A 25,601-nucleotide genomic window follows, 5' to 3' on the forward strand; every position below is an offset into this window, starting at 1 on the left:
TCACTCTCCCGTCTTGCCGTCCGTTGCCTCCGCCTCTGGCGGAATCACGTAACCAATGAAGGGCAATTGCCTCCAGGCGTGCCCCATATCCATACCGTATCCGACGACAAACTTATCAGGACAGGTAAAGCCAACGTAATCAGCAGATATGGCAGCTTTGCGGCGCTCAGGCTTGTCCAGCAAGGCTGCGATCTGTACCGATTTGGCGCCCCGATTGATCAACCGATCTTTCGCAAACGCCAGTGTCCGACCGGATTCCAGGATATCATCCACGAGAATTATGTCCCGGCCGTTAACGTCACTTTCGACATCGCGCAATATGCGGATGTCCTGGCTTTCGGTGCCAGCTCCATAAGAAGATAGATGGATGAACTCCATCTCCGGTTCAAGACCCACACGGTGCATCGCGCGCACCAAATCGGCTGCGAAGATAAAACTTCCCTTCAAAACGGCGACCACCAGCAAGCGGTCCGGATCGGCTTTGGTGATCTCCCCCGCGAGCGAGGCGACCCGCTCTGCAATGGTGTCTTCGTCATAAAGGGTAAAAATGTTGGCTGTCATGGTCACTCGAGAACAATATTGCGCTGGTCGCGATCTACGAACCGCACCTGAATGTCGGAAGCCCCGTCCGGCGGATCCGCCAAAATGGTTCTGAACCGGGTTTCATCAAGGGCGTTCAGGTTTTTGGTTCGGGGTTCGACGGTCCAGGCATAAACTTCCTGAAAGTCTGCGCTTCGTATGGACAATCGGACCGCGGGGACGCTGTTTCTTTCTTTCTGTAGGTTTCGAATGGAGCCTTCTACTACAAGAACACGCCGCCCGTCTTCTACTTCCATAAATGTTCTGAGATTTCTGAATTCCAATCCGCGCAAGTTCACATCCAGGCCGACCATGCTGTACAGGCTCGCAAGGTCCGGGGATTGTTTGACCAACGTATCGCGCATCAAGACCAGCATTACAGTCATGGCGAGTGCTCCGCCGAGCAGCAAGACACCTCCAATGCGCCGGTAATTCCGCCGCAAGAGCCAATCAATGATTGCGCCAATTCTGTTGGTCCGGAACTTGTCCGGATTGACTATGATCTTGGGCCGCTTTGCCAGCGTCTCGATATCTGCGGATTTGGGATCGACGTCTGGTGCCGCTTCTGCGGCTGATTTTTGAGAGCTGGCCTCAGCCTTGGACGGCGATGTGTCCTTTATCGGTGGCCTGACGTCCGCAACCGGCTCTGGGTCGTCCTCTGCGGCAAAGTCATCCTGATCGCCTTCGCCAGCATCATCATCGGCGGCCCAATCTTCTTCGTCCTTGGCGCTGTCTGTTTTGTTGTCAGCCGCCGGCTTGCCGGGGCTATCGTCTTCCGCGGCATCCGCTTCGAATGCAGCCGTGTCCTTGTCCTCATCTTTGGGAGACACGAACCACCGGTTGCCGCACTTGGCGCATTTCACACTGCGACCCTCTGGCCCAAGGGCTTCAGGTTTAATTCCATAGGAGGTATTGCAGTCCGGACAGGTGATCTTCATCTGAGAAGACCTTTCGCCATGGCATCTTCAAACTGTGTCACAGTGTAATCGATCAGCGTGGATTCCGGCATGAAATATTGGACAACGGCCAGTGCGTTCGATCACGGACTTTCCACCGCATAGTGGACCTTTATATGTTTAATGCTTCGTTAACGGCGCGCGGTTAGCGTGCAGCCCATCAACAGGAGTCGCGGGCGTGATCCGTTTCGAAAATGTCGGATTAAGATATGGCATGGGTCCGGAGATCCTGCAGGACCTCACATTTCAGATCGAGCCGCAATCCTTTCAGTTTCTGACCGGCCCGTCAGGTGCCGGAAAAACCAGCTTGATACGGTTGCTGTTCATGTCGTTGCGCCCGACGCGCGGGCTGATCAACGTGTTTGGCCGCGACATGAGTGTGATCAGCAAGCAGGAACTGCCAGCCCTCCGGCGCAAGGTTGGGGTGGTGTTTCAGGACTTCCGCTTGCTGGACCATCTGACGACTTACGAAAACGTAGCCTTGCCGCTTCGGGTCGCAGGAAAGGATGAAGCTGAATATCGCTCCGATGTGATCGACCTTCTGAAATGGGTTGGGCTTGGCGACAGAATGCATGTATTACCGCCAGTCTTGTCCGGCGGGGAGAAACAGCGCGCCGCGATTGCCCGCGCCTTGATTACCCGGCCAGAAGTTCTGTTGGCCGATGAGCCGACCGGCAACGTTGACCCGCCCCTTGCCCGGCGTCTATTGCGCCTTTTTATCGAACTCAACAAACTTGGAACGTCCGTTGTCATTGCAACGCATGATATTGCACTCTTGGAACAGGTGGATGCCCGGCGGATGGTCCTTGCCGAGGGTCGCCTTACCATCTTCGATTAGGCAGGCAATGGCAGGGTCCAAAAAACAAGACGGCAAAAAGGCTCCGGAAGTCTCAGTCCGGCCGCAGCGGAAGACGGGCCGGCCCAAGAAACCTGCCCGTAAGCCCGCGCCGAAATCGAAATCGGCCCCCAAAGGGGATGCTGCAAAACTCCGCCCCTCCGCAGCGATTGTACCACCGCAGTCGGTGGCAGGGCGCGCGCTCACACTCGTTGTTGCGATCATGAGTTTCCTCGCCTGTCTGACAGTTGGCGCAGTATCGATCGTCTGGGATGCCGCCGACGCGTGGCAAAACGACCTCGTGCGCGAGATTACGATCCAGATCCGCCCGACGGAAGGCGTCGATATGCTGCGCGAGATCGACAAGGCGGTTGCGCTTGCACAGGAATTCTCCGGAATAGATAGCGTGCGCGCGCTTTCAGATTCCGAAACAAAAGCGCTCTTGGAGCCGTGGCTTGGCGATGGCTTGCAACTCGACGGCTTGCCCGTGCCGCGGCTTATTCAGATTACCATTGCAGATCCATCCCTTTTGAATCTTGAGCAACTCCGGGCGACCATCCGTCAGAATGTGACGGGCGCGAGCGTAGATGACCATTCCGTCTGGACATCCAGACTATCTGCGATGGCTGGAACAGTCGTTGCTGGTGGATTTGCGATCATGCTTCTTGTCTTGGGATCCATGGTCCTCAGTGTTGTCTTTGCAACGCAGGCAGCGATGGCTGGAAACAAGGACGTTGTCTCCGTGCTCCATTTTGTCGGTGCAGAAGACACCTTCATTGCCCGGGAATTCCAGCGGCACTTCCTTGTGCTGGGCCTAAAGGGTGGCGTTTCGGGCGGCCTGGCGTCGATCGTTTGCTTTGTGCTTTTGGATATGATGACCCGCCAGGGAACTGGACAGGCTGGTTCCGACCAGCTCTCCGCCCTATTTGGAACAGTATCTGTCAGTTTGCCGGGCTACTTTGGCGTCTTTGGTGTTGTGTTTCTGGTCGCCGTGTTGACAGCATTGACATCCGGCCTCGCGGTGAAGGCACATTTGGCGAAAGTGGATTGATTTTTGCGTGAAAATGCCGCGAAATTGGCCGAATCATCTTCTACGGTCTCCTTATGACACAGGCAGATCCCGCGATTGATGCGGGCGGCAAAAACGGGACAACCCTGCCGGTCACCCGGCTCGACCCTGGCGGACATGCTCCGGGGAGTTCCCCTTCTTGCGCCTCTGTGACCGAAGATGCGCGGGTAAAACGGCGCTTCGCTCTGCGAACGTTTCTTGTGGCGTGTGTCACCGTTTTCGTCGTTGGAACAACGATCCAATTTGCGAACTTTGCCAACAGGGTCTCAACGGCAACCGTTCCTTTGAGCCCGCAGGCTGATGCGATCGTGGTTTTGACCGGCGGTCAGGAACGTGTCAGTGAGGCCGTCCGATTGCTCGAAGAAGGCCATGCCGGACGCCTTCTCATTTCGGGCGTGCATCCTGGAACCACGCGGAAACAGATTGCTGTCGTCACCGCATCTGCGAAACCGCTGGAAGAAGGCAGCGTGGAGCTGGACCGGGTTGCCTTGAACACGGCTGGCAACGCGACCGAGACTGCAAACTGGGTTCGCAAGAACGGGTTCGATTCTCTCCTTGTGGTCACAAGCGCGTATCATTTGCCACGCGCAACTGCAGAACTGTCCGGTGCGCTGCCCGATGTGACGCTGATCGGCTACCCGGTCTTTGCAAAGGATCTTCAACTTGAGGCCTGGCACACCAAGCCCGCCACGATCCGTCTTCTCATCCGCGAATATGTGAAGTATACCGTCGCACGACTTCGAATTGCCGTGCGCAGCATGAGCTGAGCTCTTAACCTGCGGCGTTTCAGCGGCGGTTGATCCTTACAAGCTTCACAGGTCCCATGCTCGTACTGCGCTCAACGGTTTTTCAGATCCTGTTTTATTCAGTCACGCTGGTTCAGATGCTGTTGTATCTGCCGGTTCTTCTGTTGCCCCGCAAATGGGGCTGGTGGATCCCGCATGTCTGGTCCAAATCGTTGATCCTTCTGATGAAATATGTGGCGGGACTCAACGTGGAGATCCGCGGCCGGGAAAACCTGCCGAGTGTTGGTTACATCGCGGCGATGAAACACCAGTCCGCGTGGGAAACCGTGGGCCTTATTCCGTTGTTTCCAAGGCCGGCATTCATCCTGAAGCGTGAACTCAACTGGCTGCCTTTCTTCGGCTGGTACACAATGAAGTTCGATCAGATCCCGATCAATCGCGGCAAACGCTCCGAAGCACTCGCTGCTATGATGGAAGCCGCGAAGGAAAAGATTGCAGATAAACGCCAGATTCTGATTTTCCCGGAAGGCACGCGCCGTCCCGCCGGTGCGGAGCCCAAATACAAGTTCGGGATTGCGCATCTTTATAAGAACCTGGAGTGCCCTGTTGTCCCGATCGCTCATAACGCGGGCGTTTATTGGCCGCGGGCATCCTTCATGGTTCACCCTGGAACGGTCATTGTCGAGATCTTGCCGTCAATCCTGCCGGGTTTGGAAGCGCAAGAGCTCTACGACACAATGATCGAAAAGATCGAAACCGCCAGCAATCGCTTGATCGAGGAAGCCCGCTCCGCCGATAACCCGTCGCCGGTATTGAAAAACATTCCAGCCTCGACAGATGCCTAACCCTAACGTTTCGTGACTGTTTTTAACTGCTCGGCGAGCCAAGTCAGCCCGGTATCGGTGATCTGCATCTCATCGAGGTGAGCCGCCGTGTTGATGACGTACTCCGGGTTCGGTCCGGATTTCCCGACGGCGCCATTGACTATTTCGAGCTGTTTCTCCAGGGGCAAGGCACCGGCATATTGCGGATGGCCATGATCGACCATGTAAACCAGGGCTTCCACCTTCTGGCCACTATCCAGAGAGATGTTGTGCCAATGTTCCTTGTAGACCATGGTCGTTTGCTCGCGGGCACGGAGGTATTCGAGCGTTGTCGGCCAGTTCTCCGTTGCGACCCGATATGCCATGCCCCGGCAGGTGCCGCCATTGTCGAGGCCGAAGACAAGCCCAGGCCGGGCTTCGGTACCCCGGTGGACCCACGAATAAACGCATAAGGACCGATGAGCGCCATGCAGAAGAGCAGGTTCGGCATGCAAGTGGTCAAATCCCGGGTTCCACATCAATGACCCGTAGCCAAACACCCAAAAATCGCTCATATCATCCTGTCTCTTCGCTTGCGCCCGGTCTCAAGCCATGTGGTTACGGACATGCCGGGATACCAAGCGTTGCCGGTCGTTTCAATGCTGCCGCGATTTGTTTGATGTCTGAAGGAGAATTCATTCGTGTCTTCTGATACTGCCGCCGGAAAAACACCAAGCAAACGTAAGTATCTTCTTCTGATCGGGTTCATCGTCATCGTGGTTGCCGGTTGGTCCGGAGCCTGGGCTTACGGACGTACTGTCCTGGCTGATCAACTGGACGTGCAATTCGGCCGGTTCTCCGAGCAAGGCACAGAAGTCACGTGTAATGACCTGACGATCGGCGGCTATCCATGGCGCTACGAAATCCGCTGTGATGATTTGAAATCACTTGATTTGTCCGGCAGCGAAAGTGCCGTGGGCGGTCTGACCGCAGTCGCGTTGGTCTACAATCCCTGGCATGTCATTTTCGAGGCCGCAACACCGGCAGCCCTATCGTTGCCTCTGGCGGGTATTTCCGGCGAATTGACCTGGGAAACAGCTCGAGCCAGCGCCAGATATTCCACCGAAGCGCTCGGAAAGGTCGATGTTGTTGTTACCAAGCCGGCTTTGAGAGTTCAAAACCCTGCCGCTGAAGCACGGGTCGTGTCCGAAAAGGCTGAATTTCATTTGCGTCCATCGCCAGAGACGACCGGTGCAGTCGATGGGTTTTTCTCCATTGATGGCCTGATGGTGGAACAGCTGCCGTCACTGACCAATCCGGTGGATGCACGGATGCATCTACAGGTCCTCAATGGCGCACCGTTGTTGTCTGGTGCCGACCTGCGCTCGCTTGTGCTGGCAAATGGCGGCGAATTGCCAGTGCGATTGGTCCTGGCCGAAGTGGCGCTTGGCGCGAGCCGTTTTGGCGGCAGGGGCGATCTGACTGTGAACGGGGCCGGGGCTTTGTCCGGCACATTGACGCTTACCCTCGTTCAACCCGGCGACATGTTGAACTCCATCCGGCCACTCTTTCCGCCGAACAGCAATGAATTCAGTATTGTAGAAAGCATGTTGTCCAGTCTTCAACCGACTGGAACGGACCATCACGGTGATCCCGCGATCGAGATACCGCTTTTGATCGACAATGGTCTGATGCGAATGGGATTTGTCACGCTTGGCCGGATCCCACCCTTGTTTCAGGCGGGATCCTGAGGCCGATGGATCAGTCGCCGGCAATCCGGTCGATCGGAATGACGTAGCTTTTGCGGTGATCCGGTTCTGCGATCTTTTCATAAAGTGCGACCGCAGGCGTATTCTTACCCGGCACAATCCAGCGCAGGTGTAGCCAACCGCGGCTTTGACCTTCACTCACCAGTGTTTCGATGAGTTTCCGGCCGATCCCCTGATTGCGATGGTCCGGATGGACATAGATGTCATCCAGCTGGCCGATCCGGAGGCCTGTGATCAGTTCCGGCAGGTCGAAATAGACCGCAAAGCCGATCAGAGTGTCGCCGTTGAACGCGCCAAGGACCTCTGCGGTTTTGTCGCCAAGGATCCGTTCGGCATAGAACTCGTCAGGCCGGCGCGGGGCGCCGCGTTTCAGGGCCTGTGCATTTTCGGCAATGAGCGGGGCAAGCTGATGGGCGTCATCGAGCCCGAGAGCCTTGATTTCCGTCTTGCTCATGAAATCTCCGGAGATAAGGAACAGAAGCGACGCCCACCATGTCCAAAAGGCGTTCGGGGATCAAGGACTTGAATCAAAATTGCCTGGTGGTCGTTTGTTTTTCCGGAGTTCATGATTTCATCCGCCCAAATCAAGAGGGCGAAAGGAAGGCCTCAATTCGGAGCCGACGCTCTGGCCTCTCAATCTGTTCTTTTAGAAATCCGCGCCGGGTACCGCAGCGGAGTGAGCCAAAAGGCGAGTGGATTCCGTGGATCGTTGCCGTTAGCGTGCTGCGCAGCAACAAGAACCACGGACGCCTTTCATGAGTGAGACCTTCAAGCCCCGCCGCTCCGCGCTGTACATGCCGGGGTCCAATGCCCGCGCGCTCGAAAAAGCCAAAACCCTTGATGTCGACTGCCTACTTCTGGATCTCGAAGATGCAGTGGCGCCAGATGCAAAGGAAATAGCGCGTCAGCAGATCGTGACTGCGGTCTCGGAAGGCGGATATGGCGAGCGGGAAGTGGTTATCCGGATCAATGGCCTAGACACTGTCTGGGGCGATGACGATTTGAAGGCTGCCGTCAAAGCAAACCCGGATGCGATCCTCGTTCCCAAGGTCAATGGCCCGGCTGATCTGCAAAAAGTCGCGCATCTTTTGTCGATGCATGGCGCGTCGAGCTCAATCCAGCTTTGGGCGATGATGGAAACGCCGGAGGCCATGCTGAATGCTGGCGCCATTGGGGCCTGTGGACGGGATCCGGAAGTCCGCCTGTCCTGCTTTGTCATGGGCACCAATGATCTGGCCAAGGAGACCCGTGCGCGGTTGGCGCCGGGCCGGGCGGTCATGATGCCGTGGCTGATGACCTGTGTCGCGGCTGCGCGGGCTGGTGGCATCGACATCCTAGATGGCGTCTACAACGCATTTCAGGATGAGGAAGGTTTTGCCGCCGAATGTGCGCAGGGGGCTGAAATGGGGATGGACGGAAAAACCTTGATACATCCGAAACAGATCGGGTCCTGCCACGCGGCGTTCAGCCCGACTGAGGACGAAGTGGCCTGGGCACGCAAAATCAACGAGATATTCGATCTTCCCGAAAATGCATCGAAAGGCGCAATTCAGGTGGACGGAAAGATGGTCGAACGGCTACATGCGGACATGGGCAAGCGGGTGATTGCGATTGCAGACGCGATCGCGGCCCGCTCGTAGACAATTCAGAGAGTACCGCATGAAACTTTATCGCTTCATCACCAATGTCGACAGCAGCGAGTTCTGCCACCGGGTCACCGAAGCGCTCAACAAGGGCTGGGAACTCAGCGGGTCCCCGTCCCTGACCTATGACGCGACCAAGGGTGAAACCATCTGTGGTCAGGCCGTAACGAAAGAAGTCGACGGCGAGTATTCCCGGGATATCAAGCTCGGCGACTACTAAGTGCTTTTGCCTGTGAGCGCGTCGAGGACGCGCTCATAAACACTTGTAACCTTTGCAAGTTCTTCAGTGCCCTGGGCGGCATACCGGTTGAGCCCGGGCGCTGCATTGACCTCGAGAACCGCGTAACGGCTTTCGGGCTTTTTTGGGTTTTCTGCGATCAGGTCGATGCCTGCATAGCGCAGCCCAAGGCTTCCGCAGATCGAAACTGCAGTCTCTTTCAGATCATCCGCAACGCTGTTCGTGATGTCCCTGGCTTTTGCTCCAGCGGACAGATTTTTGTTTGGCAAAAGCTCGACAATTTGTCCTTTCTCCGGAATGGACGCGGAGCAAAGACCTTGCCGTGTGAGTTCAGGTTCAACACGCGGATCGCGGAAATTCAGGCCGGCAACACCGAAGGCAAGTTGTTCGACCGTCTGTTCGCCGTCTCCTTCCACCTGAACTGGTTGGCGATCCAGTACCAGTAAGACGTCTCCATCCATAACCAGGATCCTGAGATCTGCACCCTCAACGGCTTTTTGGACGAGAAGTGAGGAATGCTGCATCAGGAGATCGGTCAGGGCGTGCTGAAGGTCTGCCTGTTTGCCCAGGCGCACCACATCCTCTCCTTCCTGTCCGCTGTTCGGTTTGACGAAAACCGGATATCCAACAGCTTCTGCGAAGTGCAGCGCGTCTTCGGTCGAGTGCATCTTCGCGGCAATCCCGGGCTTATGAACCCGCAGGCTTGCCAAGACGTCAGAGCCATGAACGAGGATGCTATCCGGGACAGTGAAGCCATCCCGTTTCAAAAAGCTGAGTGTGTAAGCCTTGTCGCCTGCGATTTCGGCAGCGCCGAGCGGGTTGAGATCGAAGTGGGTTCCGCGAAAGAAGCGGCGGCGTCCGTCGGCAAGCTCTATATAGCCCGCCTGCCCTGATCCTTCGTCACAAATGAGCGACAAGCCATGCCGGTCGCAGTAGTCGGCAAAGATCCTGCGGACCAAAGGAAGGGACGGCGTTTTATCCATTGTCCTGCAGGACTGCGCTTTGTTCGAGTTACTGGCGGGAATTTGCCAGGTAGTCGATCTTGAAGAGATCCGGATTGGTTGGACCGTTGGAGACGACATTGTAGACGGCAACCGACGTGTCATAGCCCTGTTGATCGGTCACGGTCCATTGCTTGAGCGCATAGTCTTTTGCGTCAAAGATCAGGGTCAGGGTTCCGGAGTTGAACTTGGTCTTGTCGAAAATGGTCACCGTGACGAGATCTTCCTCGACGAGCACATTCGTCACGTTGGTGTCTTGTTGGAGATCAATGGAATCCGACAGAAGAAAGCGCAACGGCGTTTGTCCAAGCGGCCAGATATCCTGCGTATTCAGCTTGCGGTCACGCACCGATACCGACTTGCCGTCGGCCACAATGTCCAGAACCGAAGGCTTGTTATAATAGAACCGGACCTTGCCGGGGCGCGCCATATAGAACTTCCCGTCCGACTGGCTACCGTCCGGACCAAACTGGATGAAGTCGCCGTGCATGGTCTTCACGGAGTTGAAATAGGCGTTCAGGTCCTGAAGGGTCTGCTGCTCCTGATCGCTCAAGGCCAGAGCCGGGGCGGTCATGGCAGCGGCCATTGCCAGAGCGACGACCGGCCGGATTGTTGACTTGGCGATGCGGGAAACGAAGCGTGTCAGCATGATTCAAAGTCCTAATCTGGTGCTAGGTTCAACCGTTTCATCTTAACTAGGAAGTGTCTATGGCAAACCTTGGGCGGACGAGGATCAGAAATCCTCATCCAACCCGTTTTGCACCAGAATTTCACGTTTACCGGCATGGTTGGCAGCGCTGATCAAGCCTTCCTGCTCCATGCGCTCGATGAGCGACGCAGCCCGGTTGTAGCCGATCGACAGGCGCCGTTGGACATAGGAAGTAGAAGCCTTCTTGTCTTTCAGAACAATTGCAACGGCCCGGTCATAAAGATCGTTGCTGTCTCCGCTGCCGGAGGCCGCACCGCCATCATAAGGACTGTCGGCAGATTCATCTTCTTCCGTCACGGCTTCCAGATATTGCGGCGTACCCTGAACCTTGAGGTGTTTGACCACCTCTTCCACTTCGTCATCGGAGACAAAAGGCCCGTGAACACGCTGGATCCGGCCGCCACCGGCCATAAACAGCATGTCGCCCATACCAAGCAGCTGTTCTGCACCCATTTCGCCCAGGATCGTGCGGCTGTCGATCTTCGAAGTGACCTGGAAGGAAATCCGGGTCGGGAAGTTCGCCTTGATGGTGCCCGTGATGACATCGACGGACGGACGCTGCGTTGCCATGATCAGGTGGATACCTGCGGCACGGGCCATCTGCGCAAGGCGCTGGATCGCGCCTTCAATGTCCTTGCCGGCCACCATCATCAGGTCGGCCATTTCGTCGACGATGACCACGATATACGGCATCGTCTCCAGCGGCAGCTGTTCTTCCTCGTAGATCGGCTCTCCCGTATCCCGGTCAAAGCCTGTCTGGACGGTACGGGTCATCTCTTCGCCCTTATCCAGGGCTTGCTTGATCCGGGTGTTGTAGCCGTCGATGTTGCGGACGCCCATCTTGGACATCTTCTTGTAGCGGTCCTCCATCTCGCGGACGGTCCACTTCAGGGCAACAACGGCCTTTTTCGGGTCGGTCACAACCGGGGTCAGAAGATGCGGAATGCCGTCATAGATCGACAATTCCAGCATTTTTGGATCGATCATGATCATCTTGCACTGATCCGGTGTCAGCCGGTATAGCAGCGATAGGATCATGGTGTTGATGGCGACCGATTTACCCGACCCGGTTGTACCGGCAACGAGCAAGTGTGGCATGCGGGCAAGATCGGCAACCACACCTTCACCGTTGATTGTCTTGCCGAGGCCAAGTGCCAGCTTGGATTTCGATTTTTCAAAATCCTGAGCAGCGAGCATTTCGCGCAAGTAAACGGTTTCGCGGCGTGCATTCGGCAGTTCGATGCCGATGGCATTCTTGCCGGGGATGACCGCAACACGGGCAGAAATAGCACTCATGGAACGGGCGATGTCATCTGCCAGACCAATAACTCGGGACGACTTGATACCGGGTGCGGGTTCGAGTTCGTAGAGTGTGACAACCGGGCCCGGGCGCACTTCAATGATTTCGCCGCGTACACCGAAGTCTTCCAGAACCCCTTCCAGAATACGGGCATTTTGTTCCAGAGCATCCGCAGAAAGACCTGGAACCTTGCCGGCGGCCTTGGCTTCTGCAAGCAGGCGCAGCGGCGGCAATTCGTACTCTTCCGGGGCACCGAGGAAAGAGGGCTGCGCTTCCTCTATCGCGCGTTTGCTCTGTTTCGGTTTTGGCGCTGGTGGAATGACGCGGCCAGTCGGCGTAGGCTGCGCAGCTGCTCGTCCCGAAGGTGCTGGAGCTGGTTCAGGGGCTGCAATACCAACCGGTCTTGGTGTATCACCCGGCAACGGCTCGCCGGAGACCGGGCCTTTGTCGATCAGGAAATCGTCCGGGCCGAAGTCCTCGCCCTCCTCGCCAAAGGGATCATCCAGATCATGGGCGTCGGGCTCAGTCATGTGGCCGCGCTCGTAGAACTCGTCCAGACCGTCATCGTCTTCCGGCATCAGGCGGCCGGTCAGTGCCCTGCGGAACGACTGCAGACGGCTCTTCTGAGCAGGTTCTTCCGGCTCGTAGTCATCGTGCTCGTCAATACCGTCCCAGTCCTCATCGTCGTCATGGACGGGCGCGCGCTTCAAGCCGGTCATCCGGCGGACCTGTGTCACCGCCAAAAGCCCGATGTGGCTGACTTGTCCCGCAAAGGCCGTCGCCATCAGAGACAAGCGGCTTTCGCCTTCCTCCTCATCATCAAGGCCGAGATCGTCTTCGATGGATTTGCCATGCCCGGCCGGGGTCCGACGCGGCTCGATATGCTCTACAGGTTCACCTGCGCGGCCCAGCCAACCGGCTGAAGCAAGGAGGAGAAGTCCAGCTGGAACGCCGAGGCCAAGGCCGCCAATGATCGTTGCAGCGCCGCTCGTCAGGTTGCTGGTTAAAATAGCCGGGACACCGTGGATCATGTCTCCCAGAAACCCGCCAAGGCCTGTCGGTAACGGCCAGCTTTGCGGAACGGGAAGCGCCGCAAGCGCGCCAGCCGAAAGCCCGGATCCGAGAACCCAGTAGAAAAGACGCTTGCGGCCGATGCCAAGAGCATGGCCGGTCAAGAGCCGCCAGCCCCATAACACCAGGGGAACGAGAAAAACAGCCGTCGCAAGGCCAATCGTCTGCATCAAGACGTCGGCAACAATTGCGCCTGGAGCGCCGAGCGCATTGCGCACAGGTCCACCTGTCGCATGGTTCAGGCTCGGATCATTGACGGACCAGGTGGCAAGGGCGGCTGCGAGGGCCGCCGCAATGGAGATGATCCCGAGACCGGCCGCACCGGTTAGGTTCCGTCTTAAAAAACGCTTGGCCGGACTCTCTGTGTCCAGAAGATCGACCGCGGCCCGGCGGCCCGATCCGCGCACTGCACTGGCCCGTCTCATGCCTTGTCTCCCAACCAGTTTGCCACACGCTCAAGAGCGATCTCTGTCTGCGCAAGGGGCGCCACCAACCCTGCGCGGATGTAATTCCGGCCTGGATTGCTGCCATCTGATTGATCAGATGCCAGATAGCTGCCCGGCAGGACCTTCACGCCAGTGTCGCGCCAAAGGGCCTGTGTGACGGAAACACCGTCTCCCCACTTTTCGACATTGAGCCAGAGAAAGAAGCCTGCCTCGGTTGTTACAGGGCCGAGGATTGGACCAAGGAGGCGCTCTGCGGCTTCATATTTCTCGTTATAAAGCCGCCGGTTTTCCTCAACATGGGCTTCGTCGCGATAGGCGCGGACCGCGACGGCCTGCGCGGGCAAGGGCACTTGCGGCGCTGCAAGGCCGCGGAACTTTGCCCATTTTTTCAGGAAAACAGGATCGCCGGCTGCAAATCCACACCGCAATCCGGCAAGATTGGAGCGCTTCGACAGGGAATTCAGAACAACGATATTGGAAAAATCCGTGCCCATGCGATGCGTGGCTTCCAGAACGCCCGGGGGCGGGGTTGTCCGGTAGATTTCCGAATAGCACTCGTCTGCGAAGATCATGAAGCGGTGCTTGCGGGCCAAGCCGATCAGTTTCTGCCAGTATTCCAGCGTCGCGACCGAGCCTTCCGGATTGGTAGGCGAGGCAACATAAAAGGCGACAGTCCGGTCCAGAAGCGCCGGTTCCAGGCAGTCCAGGTCCGGCAGGAACTGGTGCTCGGAAACCGCATCCAGAAGAACGGTCTCGCCATCTGCGACATGAGCTGCGGCCGCGTAGGTCTGATAGAAAGGGTTCGGCAGAATGACAGCCGGATGGTCCAGTCCCTTGTCCAGTTGATCGCGGGCGGCAATTGCCCCGAATGAAAGGCCTTCACGGGAGCCGTTCAGCGGCAGGACGCCAAAATCCGGGTCAATGGTGCCATTCAGGCCATAGCGCTTGTCGAGCCAGTCCGCGATCGTGCTGCGGAACTCCGGTGTGCCGTTAATCGGCGGATAGCGGCGGAAGTCAGCCATGTTTTCCGCCAGCACTTCAGCCGTGAAAGCGGGTATCGGATGCTGGGGCTCACCGATCGTCATCATTATCGGGTCGAGGCCCGGAGTTTGCCCGTCAAGCAAGTCGGCAAGGCGTTGGAAAGGGTTGGAACCCGGCAGCGCGGCGCCGCGCTTGTAGGTGGTCTGGCTGGCAGTCATTCAAGATCCGGCAGTCGTTACGCAAAACGTTTGCCCGACCCTATCCCGTCCTTGGTAAATCTCTTATTAACCAAGCAGAACATCACCGCCAATCTGCATGCGATTGCCACGCTTTTAAGGATCCACTAGGGTCCAATGCTTGGATTTCACACGCAGGTCTATGGATTTAATATGTCGGGAAAAGATCCCCTCTCCGTCGTTTGTTTCGGTGATTCGCTCACCTGGGGGTTTGTGCCGGGAACAAAGACCCGCTACGGCCACGACGAGCGCTGGACACGCCTCCTGCAAAAGGAACTTGGCTCTGATTATTATGTCATCGAAGAGGGCGTCAACGGGCGGACAACTGTTTTCGAAGACCCTGCCCGCGGCGACAAAAACGGTCTTGAGCACTTGGCAACCGTGCGAAAGACGCACATGCCAATCGACATTCTGATCATCATGCTCGGAACGAATGATCTTCAGGACCGGTTTCAGATGAGCGCTGATGCGATCGGTCTTGCGATGGGCCGGCTGCTGTTCGCCGCGACGCAAGCGACCGATGATGTCGAAGGCCGCGCTCCAAAAGTACTTTTGATGTCGCCGCCGCCGCTTGGGGATTTTACGGGCAAGGAATATGCCGGCCTTTTCTCAGAAGACCACAGTGTGGCCCAGTCCAAGCTTCTGGCGGGTGTTTACAAGAACCTGGCAGAAACCTACGGCGTTGCCTTTTTCGATACGGGCAGCGTTGTGTCCGTGAGCGACGTGGACGCGGTTCATTTGGAAGCGGAACCGCAAAAGGATCTGGCCAAGGCGATTTCGGACGAAGTGCGGAAGCTGGCAAAGGCCGCCGCCTAGAAATCGACTGTTAAACCCTTGATTTCCCAGTCATCATAACGCGTTGGCTCCAGGCCGCCGCGGCCGTCGACTTCCGGTGCCATGGCGTTGTGTTTGGCGTCGATTTCCTTGCGCCGGTCTTCGGCTTCTTTCAGGGCGCGCTGGGCCGCAGGCGGCAGGTCCTCGAATTTGCGTTTTGGAGCTTCGGCCACGTCTGTCTTCAGGGAGGGTACTTCGGTTGCCGTGAATTGCGCCGTTTCCGTATCTTTCGTGTCGGTCATGGTTTCCGCTGTCAGCCAGATTTCAAAACTTTCGCGTTATATAGGATAAACTTGCCAAGAATGGCAGGCATCCCCATCTTGAACGTTGAGAAAAGACTGCGGCAACTTTCGTCCGCAGCTTCAAACGGAAACGGATAAGGCACCGATGAATTACGTTCGCACAGCCATGTTGCTTGCAGGCATGACGGCGCTCTTCATGGGCCTTGGGTTCATGATCGGCGGTCAGTCGGGCATGTTGATCGCGCTCGCGATTGCGGCCGCGATGAACGTGTTCAGCTACTGGAATTCAGACAAGATGGTCCTGCGCATGCACCATGCACAGGAAGTCGATGAGCGCTCGGCGCCCGAATATTACGGCATGGTTCGCCAACTGGCGCAAAATGCCGATCTGCCGATGCCGAAGGTCTATATCATCAACAACCCGCAGCCGAACGCTTTTGCGACCGGACGGAACCCGGAAAATGCAGCCGTTGCAGCGACCACCGGGTTGTTGGACATGCTCAGCAAGGAAGAGGTGGCCGGCGTGATGGCGCACGAGCTGGCGCATGTGAAGAACCATGACACCTTGATCATGACGATCACGGCGACCATTGCCGGTGCGATCTCGATGCTAGCGAACTTTGCCTTCCTCTTCGGGGGCAACCGCAACAATCCCCTGGGCTTTGTCGGCGTCATCTTGATGATGATCGTTGCGCCGATGGCCGCGATGATCGTGCAAATGGCGATTTCCCGGACCCGCGAATATGCTGCCGATCGCATGGGCGCCCAGATCTGCGGTGAACCAATGTGGCTGGCGTCTGCCCTGGCGAAGATATCCGGCGGTGTCGAGCGCATCCACAATCCGGATGCTGAGGCCAATCCGGCGACAGCGCACATGTTCATTATGAACCCGCTGTCCGGCGAGCGCATGGACAATCTGTTTTCCACGCACCCGAACACCCAGAACCGGATTGATGAGCTGCGCAAATTGTCGGAAGCCGGATTGGGCACCGCAGGACGCGGGACATTTGCTCAATCCCGCGCTCCGCAATCAGGCCCCTGGGGCGGCACAACTGGTGGCCGGTCTTATGAGGAGCCGCCCCGCCCAAAGGGCCCGTGGGGCTAAAGCTTGAAAACACCTTGGCGTTAGCCGGGGTTGGATCTAGAATGACCGTCAACGCGCCGCAGCCGGAAGCCCGGACTGCGGCGCTTGATTTTGACACCCGATGAAGTGTGCGGGTCTGCCCATCAGGACAATTTCGTGAGCAAGTCACCTAAAAAAAATAACAAGCCTTCGACCGGTGCTCCGGCTGAAAGGTTAGAAAAACCAGGTTTTGCGGCTCGCAAAGTCGCCGCCGATATCCTGGGAAATGTGGTGCACAAGAAGCGTCCCTTGGATGGCGAGCTTGATATGGCATCCGGACATTCCGGTTTCCGGGCCTTGGCCGCGAATGACCGGGCCCTGGTGCGCGCCATCGCGGGTGCTGCCCTCCGTCACCGCGGTGAAATTGCGGAAATCCTGGCCCGGTTGCTGGATCGCGATATTCCGGAAAAAACCGGCCGGGTGCTCGACATTCTCCATGTCGCCATCGCGCAGATGCAGTTTTTGGACATTCCCGATCGCGCTGCCGTGTCGCTCGCCGTTGACCATGCCTCCATGGATCGCCGGGCCCGGCCCTACAAAGGCCTGGTCAATGGCGTTCTGCGCCGTCTTGGGCGCGAGCGCGAAGAAATTGCGGCGGATCTCGATGCCCCCCGGCTCAACACTCCGGATTGGCTTTGGGAAAGTTGGCAGGAGGCTTATGGCGAGGAAGGTGCACGCGCAATCGCAAAGTCGCATGAGAGTGAGGCCGCGCTTGATTTGACTGTGAAAGCCGATCCAGCAGCATGGGCGGAAAAGCTCGATGGTGTGGTTGTCGGCGCTGGCAGTGTTCGGCTCACCAAAAAAGGTGCCGTAGATGCACTGGAAGGGTTCGAAGAGGGCGCATGGTGGGTACAAGATGCCGCTGCGTCCCTGCCGGCCAGACTCCTGGGCGATATCTCGGGCAAGCAGGTTGCCGACCTCTGCGCAGCGCCCGGTGGAAAAACAGCACAGCTAGCAGCTGGCGGCGCCGAGGTGACGGCCATCGATATTTCAAAAGCCAGGCTCAAACGGCTTGCGGAAAACATGACTCGTCTGGGATTGTCTGTGACAACTGTTGCAGCGGATTTGCGGGAGTATGAACCGGAGGCATTGTTTGACGCGATCTTGCTCGATGCACCGTGCAGCGCAACAGGGACCATCCGGCGTCATCCCGATGTGCCTTGGATCAAGAAGCCATACGACATTGAAAAACTGAGTGAAATTCAGATAGCTCTTCTGGATCGCGTCATGTCTTGGCTCAAGCCGGGCGGCGTTCTGGTCTATTGCACCTGTTCCTTGGAGCGGGCCGAGGGCGAAGGCCAGGCAGAGGCGTTTTTGGAGCGGAACAAGGAGCGCGTGGCGTTGGTGCCGGTCGACGCAAATGAAATTGGCGGCCTTGCCGAAAGTGTCACGCCAGAGGGATATCTTCGCTGCCGGCCGGATCAGTCTGCGGGGCTTGATACCGGGCTTTTCGGCATGGATGGTTTTTTCGCCGCGCGGTTCAGGATCTCTTAACGCGGAATAAACTCTTCAACTGTCATGATTCTATAAATGATTTGCTAACCTTAACGGCTGAGCTGGAACGATGGGCCCGGCAGCTTGAATGGAGATCGTTATAGATACGCATAGACCATCGATGTTGGAGATGGTCCGGTGAGCAACGCCACCCTCTCGGAGCGCGGGCGCATTTGGGGCCTGGTGGCGCTGTATATCTGGCAACGGACCCGGAAATGGATGCATGGCGGACCGATCTCCCGCTTGCAGCCCTTTTCGACCGTGCCCGAGCGCTTGCTGATTGCCCCGCAGGATCTCAGAACGGCCGATGCAACAAACGCAGCCGATATCTATGGCGGGCGTTTTTTATTCTCAGGTCATCTTGTTGAGACGCAAGGGCGCTCACCCTTTGAGCTTCAGGCCGTGCATGAAGACTGGCAGCGGGAGCTTCACGCCTTTGGATGGCTGAGGGATCTGCGAGCTGCCGACAGCCAGATCGCGCGTCAGAATGCCCGTGCTCTGGCGGAGGACTGGATCAAGTATTGTGGCCGCTGGCACCCGATTGGGTGGGAAGCGCCCATTGTTACACGGCGTATCTTGTGCTGGCTTGCGCACTCTCCGTTCATCCTGCAGGACGGCGATCACAGTTTCTACCGCACCTTCATCAAGTCTCTGGCGCGCCAGGTGCAGTATCTCCGTCAGACGATCAATGAGACCGAAGATGGGGTTGAGCGGCTGCATGCAGCGCTCGCCATCGCGTCAGCCTGCATTTCCATGGCGGGACAAGGCCGTTTTGCGCGGCAAAGCATTCGCCGGCTCGATCAGGAATTGTCCCGTCAAATACTACCAGATGGCGGGCATATCTCCAGAAACCCGCGGGCCTTGATCGACATCCTTGCCGATCTTTTGCCTGTGCGTCAGGCCTTTGTGGCGCAGGGGCTTGAAGTCCCGGCAGCCATGGTTCAGTCGGTCGACCGAATGATGCCGCTGATGAAGTTCTTCCGCCATGGCGACGGAGCGCTTGCCCACTTCAACGGCATGGGCTCTACACCGAGCGATCTGGTCGCAACGATCCTCGCATACGACGATGCCCGTGGGGCACCGCCCACCAATGCGCCGCATTCTGGATATCAACGCTTGAGCGGAGGATCATCGGTCGTCTTGGTCGACACAGGCCCTGCCCCGGAAATTGCCCTCTCCGGAAACGCTCATGCCGGCTGCCTGTCGTTCGAGTTTTCTACCGGCACCCATCGTATGGTGGTCAATTGCGGGGTTTCGTCAAAATCGAACCCGGTCTGGCGTAAAGTGAGCCGGTCCACCGCCGCCCATTCGACCGCGTCGATCGACGACACGTCCTCTTGCCGGTTTCTCTCTGAAAGGCCCTTTGGTCATTTGCTCGGCGCTCCGATCCTGTCCGGGCCGCGCGTGATCGACATTTCCCGGGAAGATGACGCTGCGGGCTGCCGGGTGATCGCTTCTCACGACGGTTATGCGGCGGATTTCAACGTTTTGCATCAGCGGGATTTGCGGTTGTCGGCCGACGGAACCGTTCTCGACGGCATCGATACGTTCCAGGCTGTCGGCTCTGTCGATCCGGATACGCTCTATACCATCCGCTTCCATCTTCATCCGGCGATCAAGGCATCATTGATCCGGGCTGGATCTGCCTTGCTGCTTGTATGCCGTGACGGCGAAGCGTGGGAATTCGAGGCACCGGGGATCGAGATCGCACTGGAGGAAAGCATTTATCTTTCAGATGTTTATGGCCACAGGAAGTCTGAGCAGATTGTCATCTCCGGTCCGTTGGAAGAAGCGCCCTCTGTCGGGTGGCAATTCCGGCGTACAGCCACGGCCAAACTGAGCCGGCGCGGAACCAGCGATTTCGATGAGACGGAAGAACTGCCGCTCGAAAATCCACCCGCGGACGCAATCGAAGACGCTGAGGCAGGCGCAGACGATACGTCTTTGGACTGACTTTATTCCCCAGGATGATCTGAAACCTTCCGCTTTCCAGTCAGACGTGTTAGGGGGCGCCACGCTTTCCCGCCCCGTTCCAGCTGAGAGGCAGTCTTCATGGCAATTGTGTCCAAAGCCGTACCCGTTCCAGAATTCGTCCCTGTCAAACGTGCCCTTTTGTCTGTCTTTGACAAAACCGGTCTTGTCGACTTCGCAAAGGCGTTGGCGGACCGCGGTGTTGAGCTGGTGTCGACAGGCGGATCCTACAAGGCTTTGAAAGACGCCGGACTGACCGTTCTTGATATCTCCGAAGTTACCAATTTCCCGGAAATCATGGATGGCCGTGTAAAAACACTTCATCCAAGTGTGCATGGCGGTCTTCTTTCGATCCGCGATGACGAAGATCATCAAAAGGCGATGGCCGATCACGGCATCACCGGCATCGATCTTTTTTGCGGCAATCTTTATCCGTTCGAAGAGGTGGTTGCGTCCGGTGCGGACTATGCAACGGGGATCGAAAACATCGATATTGGCGGGCCTGCCATGACACGGGCAGCCGCGAAAAACCATGCCTATGTCACGGTGGTCACTGACCCGGCCGACTATACATCTGTCATTGAGGCGCTCGACGCGAATGGCGGCAAGGCCCCGCTCGACTTGCGGAAGAAACTGGCACTAAAGGCATTTGCGCGCACGGCCGCCTATGATGCCGCCGTTTCAAACTGGATGGCAGATCAACTGGATGAGGCGACACCTGCCCACCGGGCTGTCGGCGGCGCGCTCTCAGAAGTCATGCGTTATGGCGAGAACCCGCACCAAACTGCTGGCTTCTATAAAACGGGCGAAAAGCGGCCGGGCGTGGCAACCGCAACGCAGTTGCAGGGCAAGACCCTCTCCTACAACAACATCAACGACACCGATGCGGCTTTTGAGCTGGTCAGCGAATTCGACCCGGCGCGCACGAGCGCAGTTGCGATCATCAAGCACGCCAATCCCTGCGGTGTTGCGGAAGGCGGCAGCCTTAAGGATGCTTACGAAAAAGCGCTCCGCTGTGATCCGGTTTCGGCCTTTGGCGGCATCGTTGCCCTGAACCAAAAACTGGATGCTGCAGCGGCTGAGGAGATCGTCAAGATCTTCACCGAAGTCATCATTGCACCAGATGCCGATGAGGCAGCCCGCGAAATCATTGCCTCGAAGAAAAACCTTCGGCTTCTGGTGACCGGTGGACTTGCCGACGCACGGGCTAAAGGGCTTTTTGTGAAATCAGTTGCCGGGGGTCTGCTGGTCCAATCACGCGACAACGGCGTTGTTGATGATCTTGATCTGAAAGTCGTGACCAAGCGGGCACCAAGCGATCAGGAAATGCAGGATCTCAAGTTCGCCTTCCGGGTTGCCAAGCACGTCAAATCCAATGCAATCGTCTATGCCAAGGACGGCGCAACAGTTGGCGTCGGGGCTGGTCAGATGAGCCGGGTTGATTCGGCGCGGATTGCTGCCCGAAAGGCGTTGGATGCGACGGAAAATGCCGGATTGTCCGAGCCACTTACCAAGGGCTGCGTCGTGGCTTCAGATGCTTTTTTCCCGTTCGCCGATGGATTGCTGTCTGCCGCCGAAGCGGGTGCCACGGCGGTCATTCAGCCGGGTGGGTCCATGCGCGACGATGATGTGATCAAAGCGGCTGATGAGGCTGGTCTTGCGATGGTGATGACCGGTATGCGGCACTTCCGGCACTGATTAAACAAACTGCATCTTTTACTGATGGTAGGAGATGCATTTCTTCAGCTTCCGAAATAACGCCTAGGCTTTTGAATACCTTGTTAATCTCCGCAAGCTAATTTGTTCGCAAATGCAGCAGTGCGACTGCTGCGGCGAATCGATTGGCTAACGGAGAAGATCCGGTGTTTAAAAATGCGAAGGTCACTACAAAACTCGTAGGCGTTAGTGTTGCAACGCTTGCTTTGGCCTTGGTCGGTGGGATCGGGGTCATTGGCTGGCAAGCCTCTCAGATGACGCAATCTCTTGCTGTCGCTCAAGCAGATGCCGTTGCTGAGGATCAAGCGGAATTGGTCCAGCGGACCATGGAGAACGGCCTTGTCACCGCTCAATCGCTTGCAGCTGCTCTGACCGGCCTCAAAAGCACAGGAAATCAGGATCGCAATCAGTGGATGGCGATCGTTGAAGAGACGTTGCACAAGAACGTCGACTTCTCTGGTACCTGGGGTGCTATTCCGTTCGATGGGCTGGACGGTAAAGATGCGGAATATGTCAGTGCCGAAAAGCACGACGAGAGCGGCATGTGGCGGCCGTATTTCTTCAGGCTCGCCGATGGCAAGCTCGGGTACCGCCCGATGGGTGATCTGGAAATGGATCAGCCTGGCAAGAGCCTTTGGTTCAATGTCCCTTATGAAACAGGCAAGGACTATGTGACAGAGCCATACAGCTGGGAAGCCGATGGAAAGACTGTAACCGGCGTGTCCTTCGGTATTCCGGTGAAAGAGGGCTCGAAAGTCATTGGTGTCGCCGGTGGGGACATCATGCTGACTCCCTTGTCGAGTGCTTTGGGTGAACAAAAGCCGCTTGGTACAGGGTCTGTCCATCTGATCTCTCAAGACGGATCCTGGATCGCGCATCCGGACGGTGCACTCCTCGGTAAAGAGTGGAGCGAAGGGCGGTCCGATACCGATCTGGCGGTCAAGGATGAGTTGCTTGCAGCCATCAAGAATGGCGAGAGCTATGTGTATGAAGGCTACTCAAACACACTCGGCACCAATGTTTTGCGGATTGTAAAACCGGTCAGCATTGGCCGGACCGACGCCAAAATGGCCGTGGTCGTGAACGTACCGGTATCGACTTTGAACGCAGCTTCAACGCAGATCATAACGATGATCGCGGTTGTTGGTCTTGTTCTGCTGCTTGTTGTGGCAACCTCGATCTATATCGTGGGTACGAACATTGTGCGTCGCCCGCTGGAGCGTGCAGTCGGCAGCATTCAGGCCTTGATTGACCGCCGCTATGAAGAGCCGATCCATGACACGGATCGCCAGGATGAAATCGGAGAGATCAGCAAGGCTCTGGAAGTCTTCCGCGACAAGGCACAGCAGGCGGAAGCCTTGGCAGCCGAACAGGAAGAGACCCAGCGGCAGCAGCTCGCCCGCGCTCAGAAGATCAGCGAAATTTCGCAAGACTTCGATCGGAAGATCACAGAACTGACCGCGACAGTCATGTCCCAGGTCGAGGATCTGAACGGCGCTTCCGTGACCCTGACCGCAGGCGCAGATGATACCAGCGAGAAGAGTACGACGGTGGCCGCTGCGTCCGAGGAAGCGTCCTCCAATGTTGAAACAGTTGCCTCCGCGGCTGAAGAGTTGATGGCGTCTGTTGGCGAAATCTCCCGTCAGATGACGCAATCAACCGAGATCGCGTCTCATGCCGTGGATCAGGCGCAGTCGACCAATGCCAAGATTGAAGGTCTGGCGGAAGCAGCGCACCGCATCAGTGAAGTGGTCAAGCTGATCACGGACATTGCCGAACAAACCAACCTTCTCGCCCTGAACGCAACGATCGAGGCAGCCCGGGCAGGGGAAGCGGGCAAAGGCTTCGCCGTTGTTGCAGCCGAGGTCAAGGAACTCGCCAACCAAACGGCCAAGGCGACCGAAGAAATCTCCCTGCAGATCCAATCGGTTCAGTCCGAGACCGCAGGTTCAGTGGATGCGATCAAGGGCATCTCGGAAACGATCGAGAAGATGAACGAGATCTCCTCCAGCATTCAGTACTCTGTCGAACAACAGGGGCTGGCGACCGAGGAAATCGCGCGGAATATTCAGGAAGCCTCCAACGGTACGCAGGAAGTTGCCCAGAACATCGTCAAGGTGGCAGCGTCCGCGGACGATACCGGCAACGCGGCTCGTCAGGTCAGCCAGTCGGCCAACGTCCTGCAGAGCGAGGCTGTGCGCCTGAAACAGGAAGTCGACAACTTCCTCGTAGGTGTTCGCGACGTCGCTTAAGCTTCAGTATTTTTGGATTGAGGAAACGCGCCGGGTCATCGCCCGGCGCGTTTTTCTTTGACCATCATCAGCAGACCAAGGCCGACGGCAAAGAACACCAGAATGACGGACATACCGGCCCGCTGGCTGTCAACTGCAGCTGTCACGACCGCGACGGCGAGTGGTGCCAGGAAGCTGGTTACCTTTCCGGAGAGAGCCAGCAGACCAAAATACTGGGTCATCAAGTCTGTCGGTGCCAACTGGATGAGAAGGCTCCGGCAGGACGCTTGCAGCGGACCAGACACAGCGCCAATGATTGCGCCAAGGGTGATGAAGATTTGTTCCGGCAGGGACGCGAACAACGCACCTTCCGGCGCGGCTGGTGTCTGAATGAAAAAGAACACCGTCGTTCTGTCGACGGAGATCATGCCCAGTCCACAGATCATCAGAACGATCAGCGAAAAGGCGATGACGATCTTGGGCCCGAACCGGTCGTCCACCTTGCCACTGAGCAAGAGGCCAAGTGTCCCGGTGATCGTCAAGATGATGCCGAAAGTGCCGATCTGGATGGATCCCCAGCCGAGCTGGCCAGCCGCATATATCCCGCCAAAGGCAAACAAGGCGACCAATCCGTCCTTGAAGACCATGTTTGCGATCAGAAACATGAAGATATTGCGGTTTTCCCGTGCGTGCCGAAGGCTGTGACGCAGATCACTGAGGCCTTTGGAAACAGCTGCTCCGATCTTTCCGCGTGATGGAGCGTCCGGAACGAACAGAAACATCGGTAAAGCGAAAATCACGTACCAGATCGCAGAAAACGGCCCGGATGCCCGGTCGCCTTCGTAGGTCACAGCATCAAGGCCAAACAGGGGGGTGAACCCGAGCAGCGTGCGTCCGGTGTCAGGGTTCGCGGCCAAAAATCCAAGCACGATAACGAGTGTCACAAGTCCGCTTGCATATCCGAGAGCCCAGCCAAAACTCGACAATCGGCCGATATGTGTCGATGGGACCAGCTGGGGCATCATTGCGTTGTTGAAGACCGCTGCGATCTCGATCGACAATGTTCCAATCGCAAAGGCAAGAAGGGCAATCATGACGCCATGTGGATTGCCCGGAGCGGCGTACCAAAAGGCCCAACAACACACGAGAAAGGGGATCGAAAAGCAGAAGATCCAAACCTTTCGGCGGCCGGTTGCATCGGCAACGGAGCCAAGGATTGGGGCCAACAACGCAATTCCCAACCCTGCCGCAGCGGTGGCATATCCCCAAAGGCTCTGGCCTTGCGTGGGATTGTCGGCCAATGCGGACGCAAAATAGGGTGCAAACACAAAGGTGGTAATAAGGGTGAAAAAGGGCTGTGCGGCCCAGTCAAAGAAACCCCAGGCTACGATTGCGCGCCGGCCCGGACCTACAAATGCTGTATCAGATGCTGCGGTCATCAGATATTTGCTCTCCTGGGATCTCTGAGAACTTAAGCGTCAACCATGGCATGGCCCAGAGCCAAGCGCACTCATCAAACAAGAAGGCCGGTAGCGAAACTCCCGGCCTTATACATTATGAGGCCGGAGCATGGTTTGATGCTCCGGCCTCTTTGTCATTGAGGTATGG

23 protein-coding genes are annotated in these 25,601 nt (G+C 57.1%); 13 read left to right on the forward strand and 10 right to left on the reverse strand.

Annotation, left to right across the window (positions count from 1 at the left end; all coding sequences use genetic code 11):
• Together hpt and AC0J4F_RS05395 are read right to left on the reverse strand one after the other, a co-directional pair.
• The gene (hpt, locus tag AC0J4F_RS05390; protein ID WP_409686456.1) at positions 1-561 is read right to left on the reverse strand and encodes a hypoxanthine phosphoribosyltransferase; all 561 of its coding nucleotides are present in this window, start codon (positions 559-561) and stop codon (positions 1-3) included.
• 2 nt (positions 562-563) lie between these two features.
• Positions 564-1,517, reverse strand: coding sequence for a zinc-ribbon domain-containing protein (locus tag AC0J4F_RS05395; protein WP_473025629.1), 954 nt, complete (start codon positions 1,515-1,517; stop codon positions 564-566).
• A 196-nt stretch (positions 1,518-1,713) separates the two neighbouring features.
• On the opposite strand from AC0J4F_RS05395, the gene ftsE reads away from it, so the two are divergent.
• Genes ftsE through AC0J4F_RS05415 form a run of 4 tightly spaced genes read left to right on the forward strand, consistent with a single transcriptional unit; the run spans position 1,714 to position 5,030 of the window.
• Positions 1,714-2,373: a cell division ATP-binding protein FtsE gene (gene ftsE / locus AC0J4F_RS05400; protein ID WP_133952781.1), complete on the forward strand. Its 660-nt coding sequence runs from the start codon at positions 1,714-1,716 to the stop codon at positions 2,371-2,373.
• A 7-nt stretch (positions 2,374-2,380) separates the two neighbouring features.
• Positions 2,381-3,421: a cell division protein FtsX gene (locus AC0J4F_RS05405; protein ID WP_420339343.1), complete on the forward strand. Its 1,041-nt coding sequence runs from the start codon at positions 2,381-2,383 to the stop codon at positions 3,419-3,421.
• A gap of 53 nt (positions 3,422-3,474) precedes the next feature.
• Complete coding sequence (locus AC0J4F_RS05410; protein ID WP_133952783.1) at positions 3,475-4,206, forward strand: YdcF family protein; 732 nt, start codon at positions 3,475-3,477, stop codon at positions 4,204-4,206.
• Between the two features lie 56 nt (positions 4,207-4,262).
• Positions 4,263-5,030 (forward strand): lysophospholipid acyltransferase family protein, encoded by a 768-nt coding sequence (locus AC0J4F_RS05415; protein WP_473025630.1) that lies wholly within the window; start codon positions 4,263-4,265, stop codon positions 5,028-5,030.
• Positions 5,031-5,032: 2 nt separating this feature from the next.
• On the opposite strand, the gene AC0J4F_RS05420 is transcribed toward AC0J4F_RS05415, so the two are convergent.
• Positions 5,033-5,563: a gamma-glutamylcyclotransferase gene (locus AC0J4F_RS05420; RefSeq protein WP_209176429.1), complete on the reverse strand. Its 531-nt coding sequence runs from the start codon at positions 5,561-5,563 to the stop codon at positions 5,033-5,035.
• 126 nt (positions 5,564-5,689) lie between these two features.
• On the opposite strand from AC0J4F_RS05420, the gene AC0J4F_RS05425 reads away from it, so the two are divergent.
• Positions 5,690-6,739 (forward strand): DUF2125 domain-containing protein, encoded by a 1,050-nt coding sequence (locus AC0J4F_RS05425; protein WP_473025631.1) that lies wholly within the window; start codon positions 5,690-5,692, stop codon positions 6,737-6,739.
• A 10-nt stretch (positions 6,740-6,749) separates the two neighbouring features.
• Here AC0J4F_RS05425 and AC0J4F_RS05430 read toward each other — a convergent pair whose 3' ends face one another.
• Positions 6,750-7,211 (reverse strand): GNAT family N-acetyltransferase, encoded by a 462-nt coding sequence (locus tag AC0J4F_RS05430; protein WP_008193861.1) that lies wholly within the window; start codon positions 7,209-7,211, stop codon positions 6,750-6,752.
• Between the two features lie 301 nt (positions 7,212-7,512).
• Here AC0J4F_RS05430 and AC0J4F_RS05435 point away from each other — a divergent pair, with 301 nt between their 5' ends.
• Positions 7,513-8,397: an HpcH/HpaI aldolase/citrate lyase family protein gene (locus AC0J4F_RS05435; RefSeq protein WP_473025632.1), complete on the forward strand. Its 885-nt coding sequence runs from the start codon at positions 7,513-7,515 to the stop codon at positions 8,395-8,397.
• 19 nt (positions 8,398-8,416) lie between these two features.
• Positions 8,417-8,620, forward strand: a complete 204-nt coding sequence (locus AC0J4F_RS05440; RefSeq protein WP_133952789.1) for a DUF1737 domain-containing protein — start codon at positions 8,417-8,419, stop codon at positions 8,618-8,620.
• Here AC0J4F_RS05440 and AC0J4F_RS05445 read toward each other — a convergent pair.
• The 4 genes from AC0J4F_RS05445 to AC0J4F_RS05460 all read right to left on the reverse strand — a co-directional run bounded on the left by AC0J4F_RS05445 (position 8,617) and on the right by AC0J4F_RS05460 (position 14,364).
• On the reverse strand, positions 8,617-9,621 hold the full coding sequence (locus AC0J4F_RS05445; protein WP_473025633.1) for an ATP-binding protein: 1,005 nt from the start codon (positions 9,619-9,621) through the stop codon (positions 8,617-8,619). The genes AC0J4F_RS05440 and AC0J4F_RS05445 overlap by 4 nt on opposite strands.
• A 28-nt stretch (positions 9,622-9,649) precedes the next feature.
• A complete protein-coding gene (locus tag AC0J4F_RS05450) occupies positions 9,650-10,288 on the reverse strand; it encodes an outer-membrane lipoprotein carrier protein LolA (RefSeq protein ID WP_409686474.1) in 639 nt (212 codons plus the stop codon).
• A gap of 84 nt (positions 10,289-10,372) precedes the next feature.
• Entirely contained in the window at positions 10,373-13,144 is a 2,772-nt protein-coding gene (locus AC0J4F_RS05455) for a DNA translocase FtsK (protein ID WP_473025634.1), read from the reverse strand.
• Complete coding sequence (locus tag AC0J4F_RS05460) at positions 13,141-14,364, reverse strand: aminotransferase class I/II-fold pyridoxal phosphate-dependent enzyme (RefSeq protein WP_133952793.1); 1,224 nt, start codon at positions 14,362-14,364, stop codon at positions 13,141-13,143. The genes AC0J4F_RS05455 and AC0J4F_RS05460 overlap by 4 nt, the downstream gene beginning before the upstream one ends.
• 171 nt (positions 14,365-14,535) lie before the next feature.
• Between AC0J4F_RS05460 and AC0J4F_RS05465 the strand changes: the two genes are divergently transcribed.
• Entirely contained in the window at positions 14,536-15,198 is a 663-nt protein-coding gene (locus tag AC0J4F_RS05465) for an SGNH/GDSL hydrolase family protein (RefSeq protein ID WP_133952794.1), read from the forward strand.
• On the opposite strand, the gene AC0J4F_RS05470 is transcribed toward AC0J4F_RS05465, so the two are convergent.
• On the reverse strand, positions 15,195-15,458 hold the full coding sequence (locus AC0J4F_RS05470; protein WP_008194342.1) for a DUF1674 domain-containing protein: 264 nt from the start codon (positions 15,456-15,458) through the stop codon (positions 15,195-15,197). The two genes, AC0J4F_RS05465 and AC0J4F_RS05470, sit on opposite strands and share 4 nt — an antisense overlap.
• A 145-nt stretch (positions 15,459-15,603) precedes the next feature.
• Between AC0J4F_RS05470 and htpX the strand changes: the two genes are divergently transcribed.
• The 5 genes from htpX (at position 15,604) to AC0J4F_RS05495 (ending at position 24,014) form a co-directional block, all read left to right on the forward strand.
• The gene (gene htpX, locus AC0J4F_RS05475) at positions 15,604-16,563 is read left to right on the forward strand and encodes a zinc metalloprotease HtpX (protein ID WP_133952795.1); all 960 of its coding nucleotides are present in this window, start codon (positions 15,604-15,606) and stop codon (positions 16,561-16,563) included.
• A gap of 135 nt (positions 16,564-16,698) precedes the next feature.
• Positions 16,699-18,075, forward strand: coding sequence for a transcription antitermination factor NusB (locus tag AC0J4F_RS05480; protein ID WP_166672853.1), 1,377 nt, complete (start codon positions 16,699-16,701; stop codon positions 18,073-18,075).
• Between the two features lie 138 nt (positions 18,076-18,213).
• Positions 18,214-20,028, forward strand: a complete 1,815-nt coding sequence (locus AC0J4F_RS05485) for a heparinase II/III domain-containing protein (RefSeq protein ID WP_209002681.1) — start codon at positions 18,214-18,216, stop codon at positions 20,026-20,028.
• 99 nt (positions 20,029-20,127) lie between these two features.
• Complete coding sequence (gene purH, locus AC0J4F_RS05490) at positions 20,128-21,744, forward strand: bifunctional phosphoribosylaminoimidazolecarboxamide formyltransferase/IMP cyclohydrolase (RefSeq protein WP_473025635.1); 1,617 nt, start codon at positions 20,128-20,130, stop codon at positions 21,742-21,744.
• Between the two features lie 164 nt (positions 21,745-21,908).
• The gene (locus AC0J4F_RS05495) at positions 21,909-24,014 is read left to right on the forward strand and encodes a methyl-accepting chemotaxis protein (protein WP_473025636.1); all 2,106 of its coding nucleotides are present in this window, start codon (positions 21,909-21,911) and stop codon (positions 24,012-24,014) included.
• A 35-nt stretch (positions 24,015-24,049) separates the two neighbouring features.
• On the opposite strand, the gene AC0J4F_RS05500 is transcribed toward AC0J4F_RS05495, so the two are convergent.
• Positions 24,050-25,432 (reverse strand): MFS transporter, encoded by a 1,383-nt coding sequence (locus tag AC0J4F_RS05500; protein WP_473025637.1) that lies wholly within the window; start codon positions 25,430-25,432, stop codon positions 24,050-24,052.
• Positions 25,433-25,601: the final 169 nt, after the last annotated feature.

The sequence above is a fragment of the Roseibium sp. R5 genome (assembly GCF_055755305.1).

What these genes read in the sequence shown, in the direction of transcription:
- AC0J4F_RS05460 (WP_133952793.1), bottom strand. Translation starts at nt 14,364, where the DNA reads ATGACTGCCAGCCAGACCACCTACAAGCGCGGCGCCGCGCTGCCGGGT.
- htpX (WP_133952795.1), top strand. Translation starts at nt 15,604, where the DNA reads ATGAATTACGTTCGCACAGCCATGTTGCTTGCAGGCATGACGGCGCTC.
- AC0J4F_RS05430 (WP_008193861.1), bottom strand. Translation starts at nt 7,211, where the DNA reads ATGAGCAAGACGGAAATCAAGGCTCTCGGGCTCGATGACGCCCATCAG.
- AC0J4F_RS05415 (WP_473025630.1), top strand. Translation starts at nt 4,263, where the DNA reads ATGCTCGTACTGCGCTCAACGGTTTTTCAGATCCTGTTTTATTCAGTC.
- AC0J4F_RS05440 (WP_133952789.1), top strand. Translation starts at nt 8,417, where the DNA reads ATGAAACTTTATCGCTTCATCACCAATGTCGACAGCAGCGAGTTCTGC.
- AC0J4F_RS05450 (WP_409686474.1), bottom strand. Translation starts at nt 10,288, where the DNA reads ATGCTGACACGCTTCGTTTCCCGCATCGCCAAGTCAACAATCCGGCCG.
- AC0J4F_RS05465 (WP_133952794.1), top strand. Translation starts at nt 14,536, where the DNA reads ATGTCGGGAAAAGATCCCCTCTCCGTCGTTTGTTTCGGTGATTCGCTC.
- AC0J4F_RS05455 (WP_473025634.1), bottom strand. Translation starts at nt 13,144, where the DNA reads ATGAGACGGGCCAGTGCAGTGCGCGGATCGGGCCGCCGGGCCGCGGTC.
- hpt (WP_409686456.1), bottom strand. Translation starts at nt 561, where the DNA reads ATGACAGCCAACATTTTTACCCTTTATGACGAAGACACCATTGCAGAG.
- AC0J4F_RS05500 (WP_473025637.1), bottom strand. Translation starts at nt 25,432, where the DNA reads ATGACCGCAGCATCTGATACAGCATTTGTAGGTCCGGGCCGGCGCGCA.
- AC0J4F_RS05395 (WP_473025629.1), bottom strand. Translation starts at nt 1,517, where the DNA reads ATGAAGATCACCTGTCCGGACTGCAATACCTCCTATGGAATTAAACCT.
- AC0J4F_RS05435 (WP_473025632.1), top strand. Translation starts at nt 7,513, where the DNA reads ATGAGTGAGACCTTCAAGCCCCGCCGCTCCGCGCTGTACATGCCGGGG.
- AC0J4F_RS05410 (WP_133952783.1), top strand. Translation starts at nt 3,475, where the DNA reads ATGACACAGGCAGATCCCGCGATTGATGCGGGCGGCAAAAACGGGACA.
- AC0J4F_RS05445 (WP_473025633.1), bottom strand. Translation starts at nt 9,621, where the DNA reads ATGGATAAAACGCCGTCCCTTCCTTTGGTCCGCAGGATCTTTGCCGAC.
- AC0J4F_RS05405 (WP_420339343.1), top strand. Translation starts at nt 2,381, where the DNA reads ATGGCAGGGTCCAAAAAACAAGACGGCAAAAAGGCTCCGGAAGTCTCA.
- purH (WP_473025635.1), top strand. Translation starts at nt 20,128, where the DNA reads ATGGCAATTGTGTCCAAAGCCGTACCCGTTCCAGAATTCGTCCCTGTC.
- AC0J4F_RS05470 (WP_008194342.1), bottom strand. Translation starts at nt 15,458, where the DNA reads ATGACCGACACGAAAGATACGGAAACGGCGCAATTCACGGCAACCGAA.
- AC0J4F_RS05420 (WP_209176429.1), bottom strand. Translation starts at nt 5,563, where the DNA reads ATGAGCGATTTTTGGGTGTTTGGCTACGGGTCATTGATGTGGAACCCG.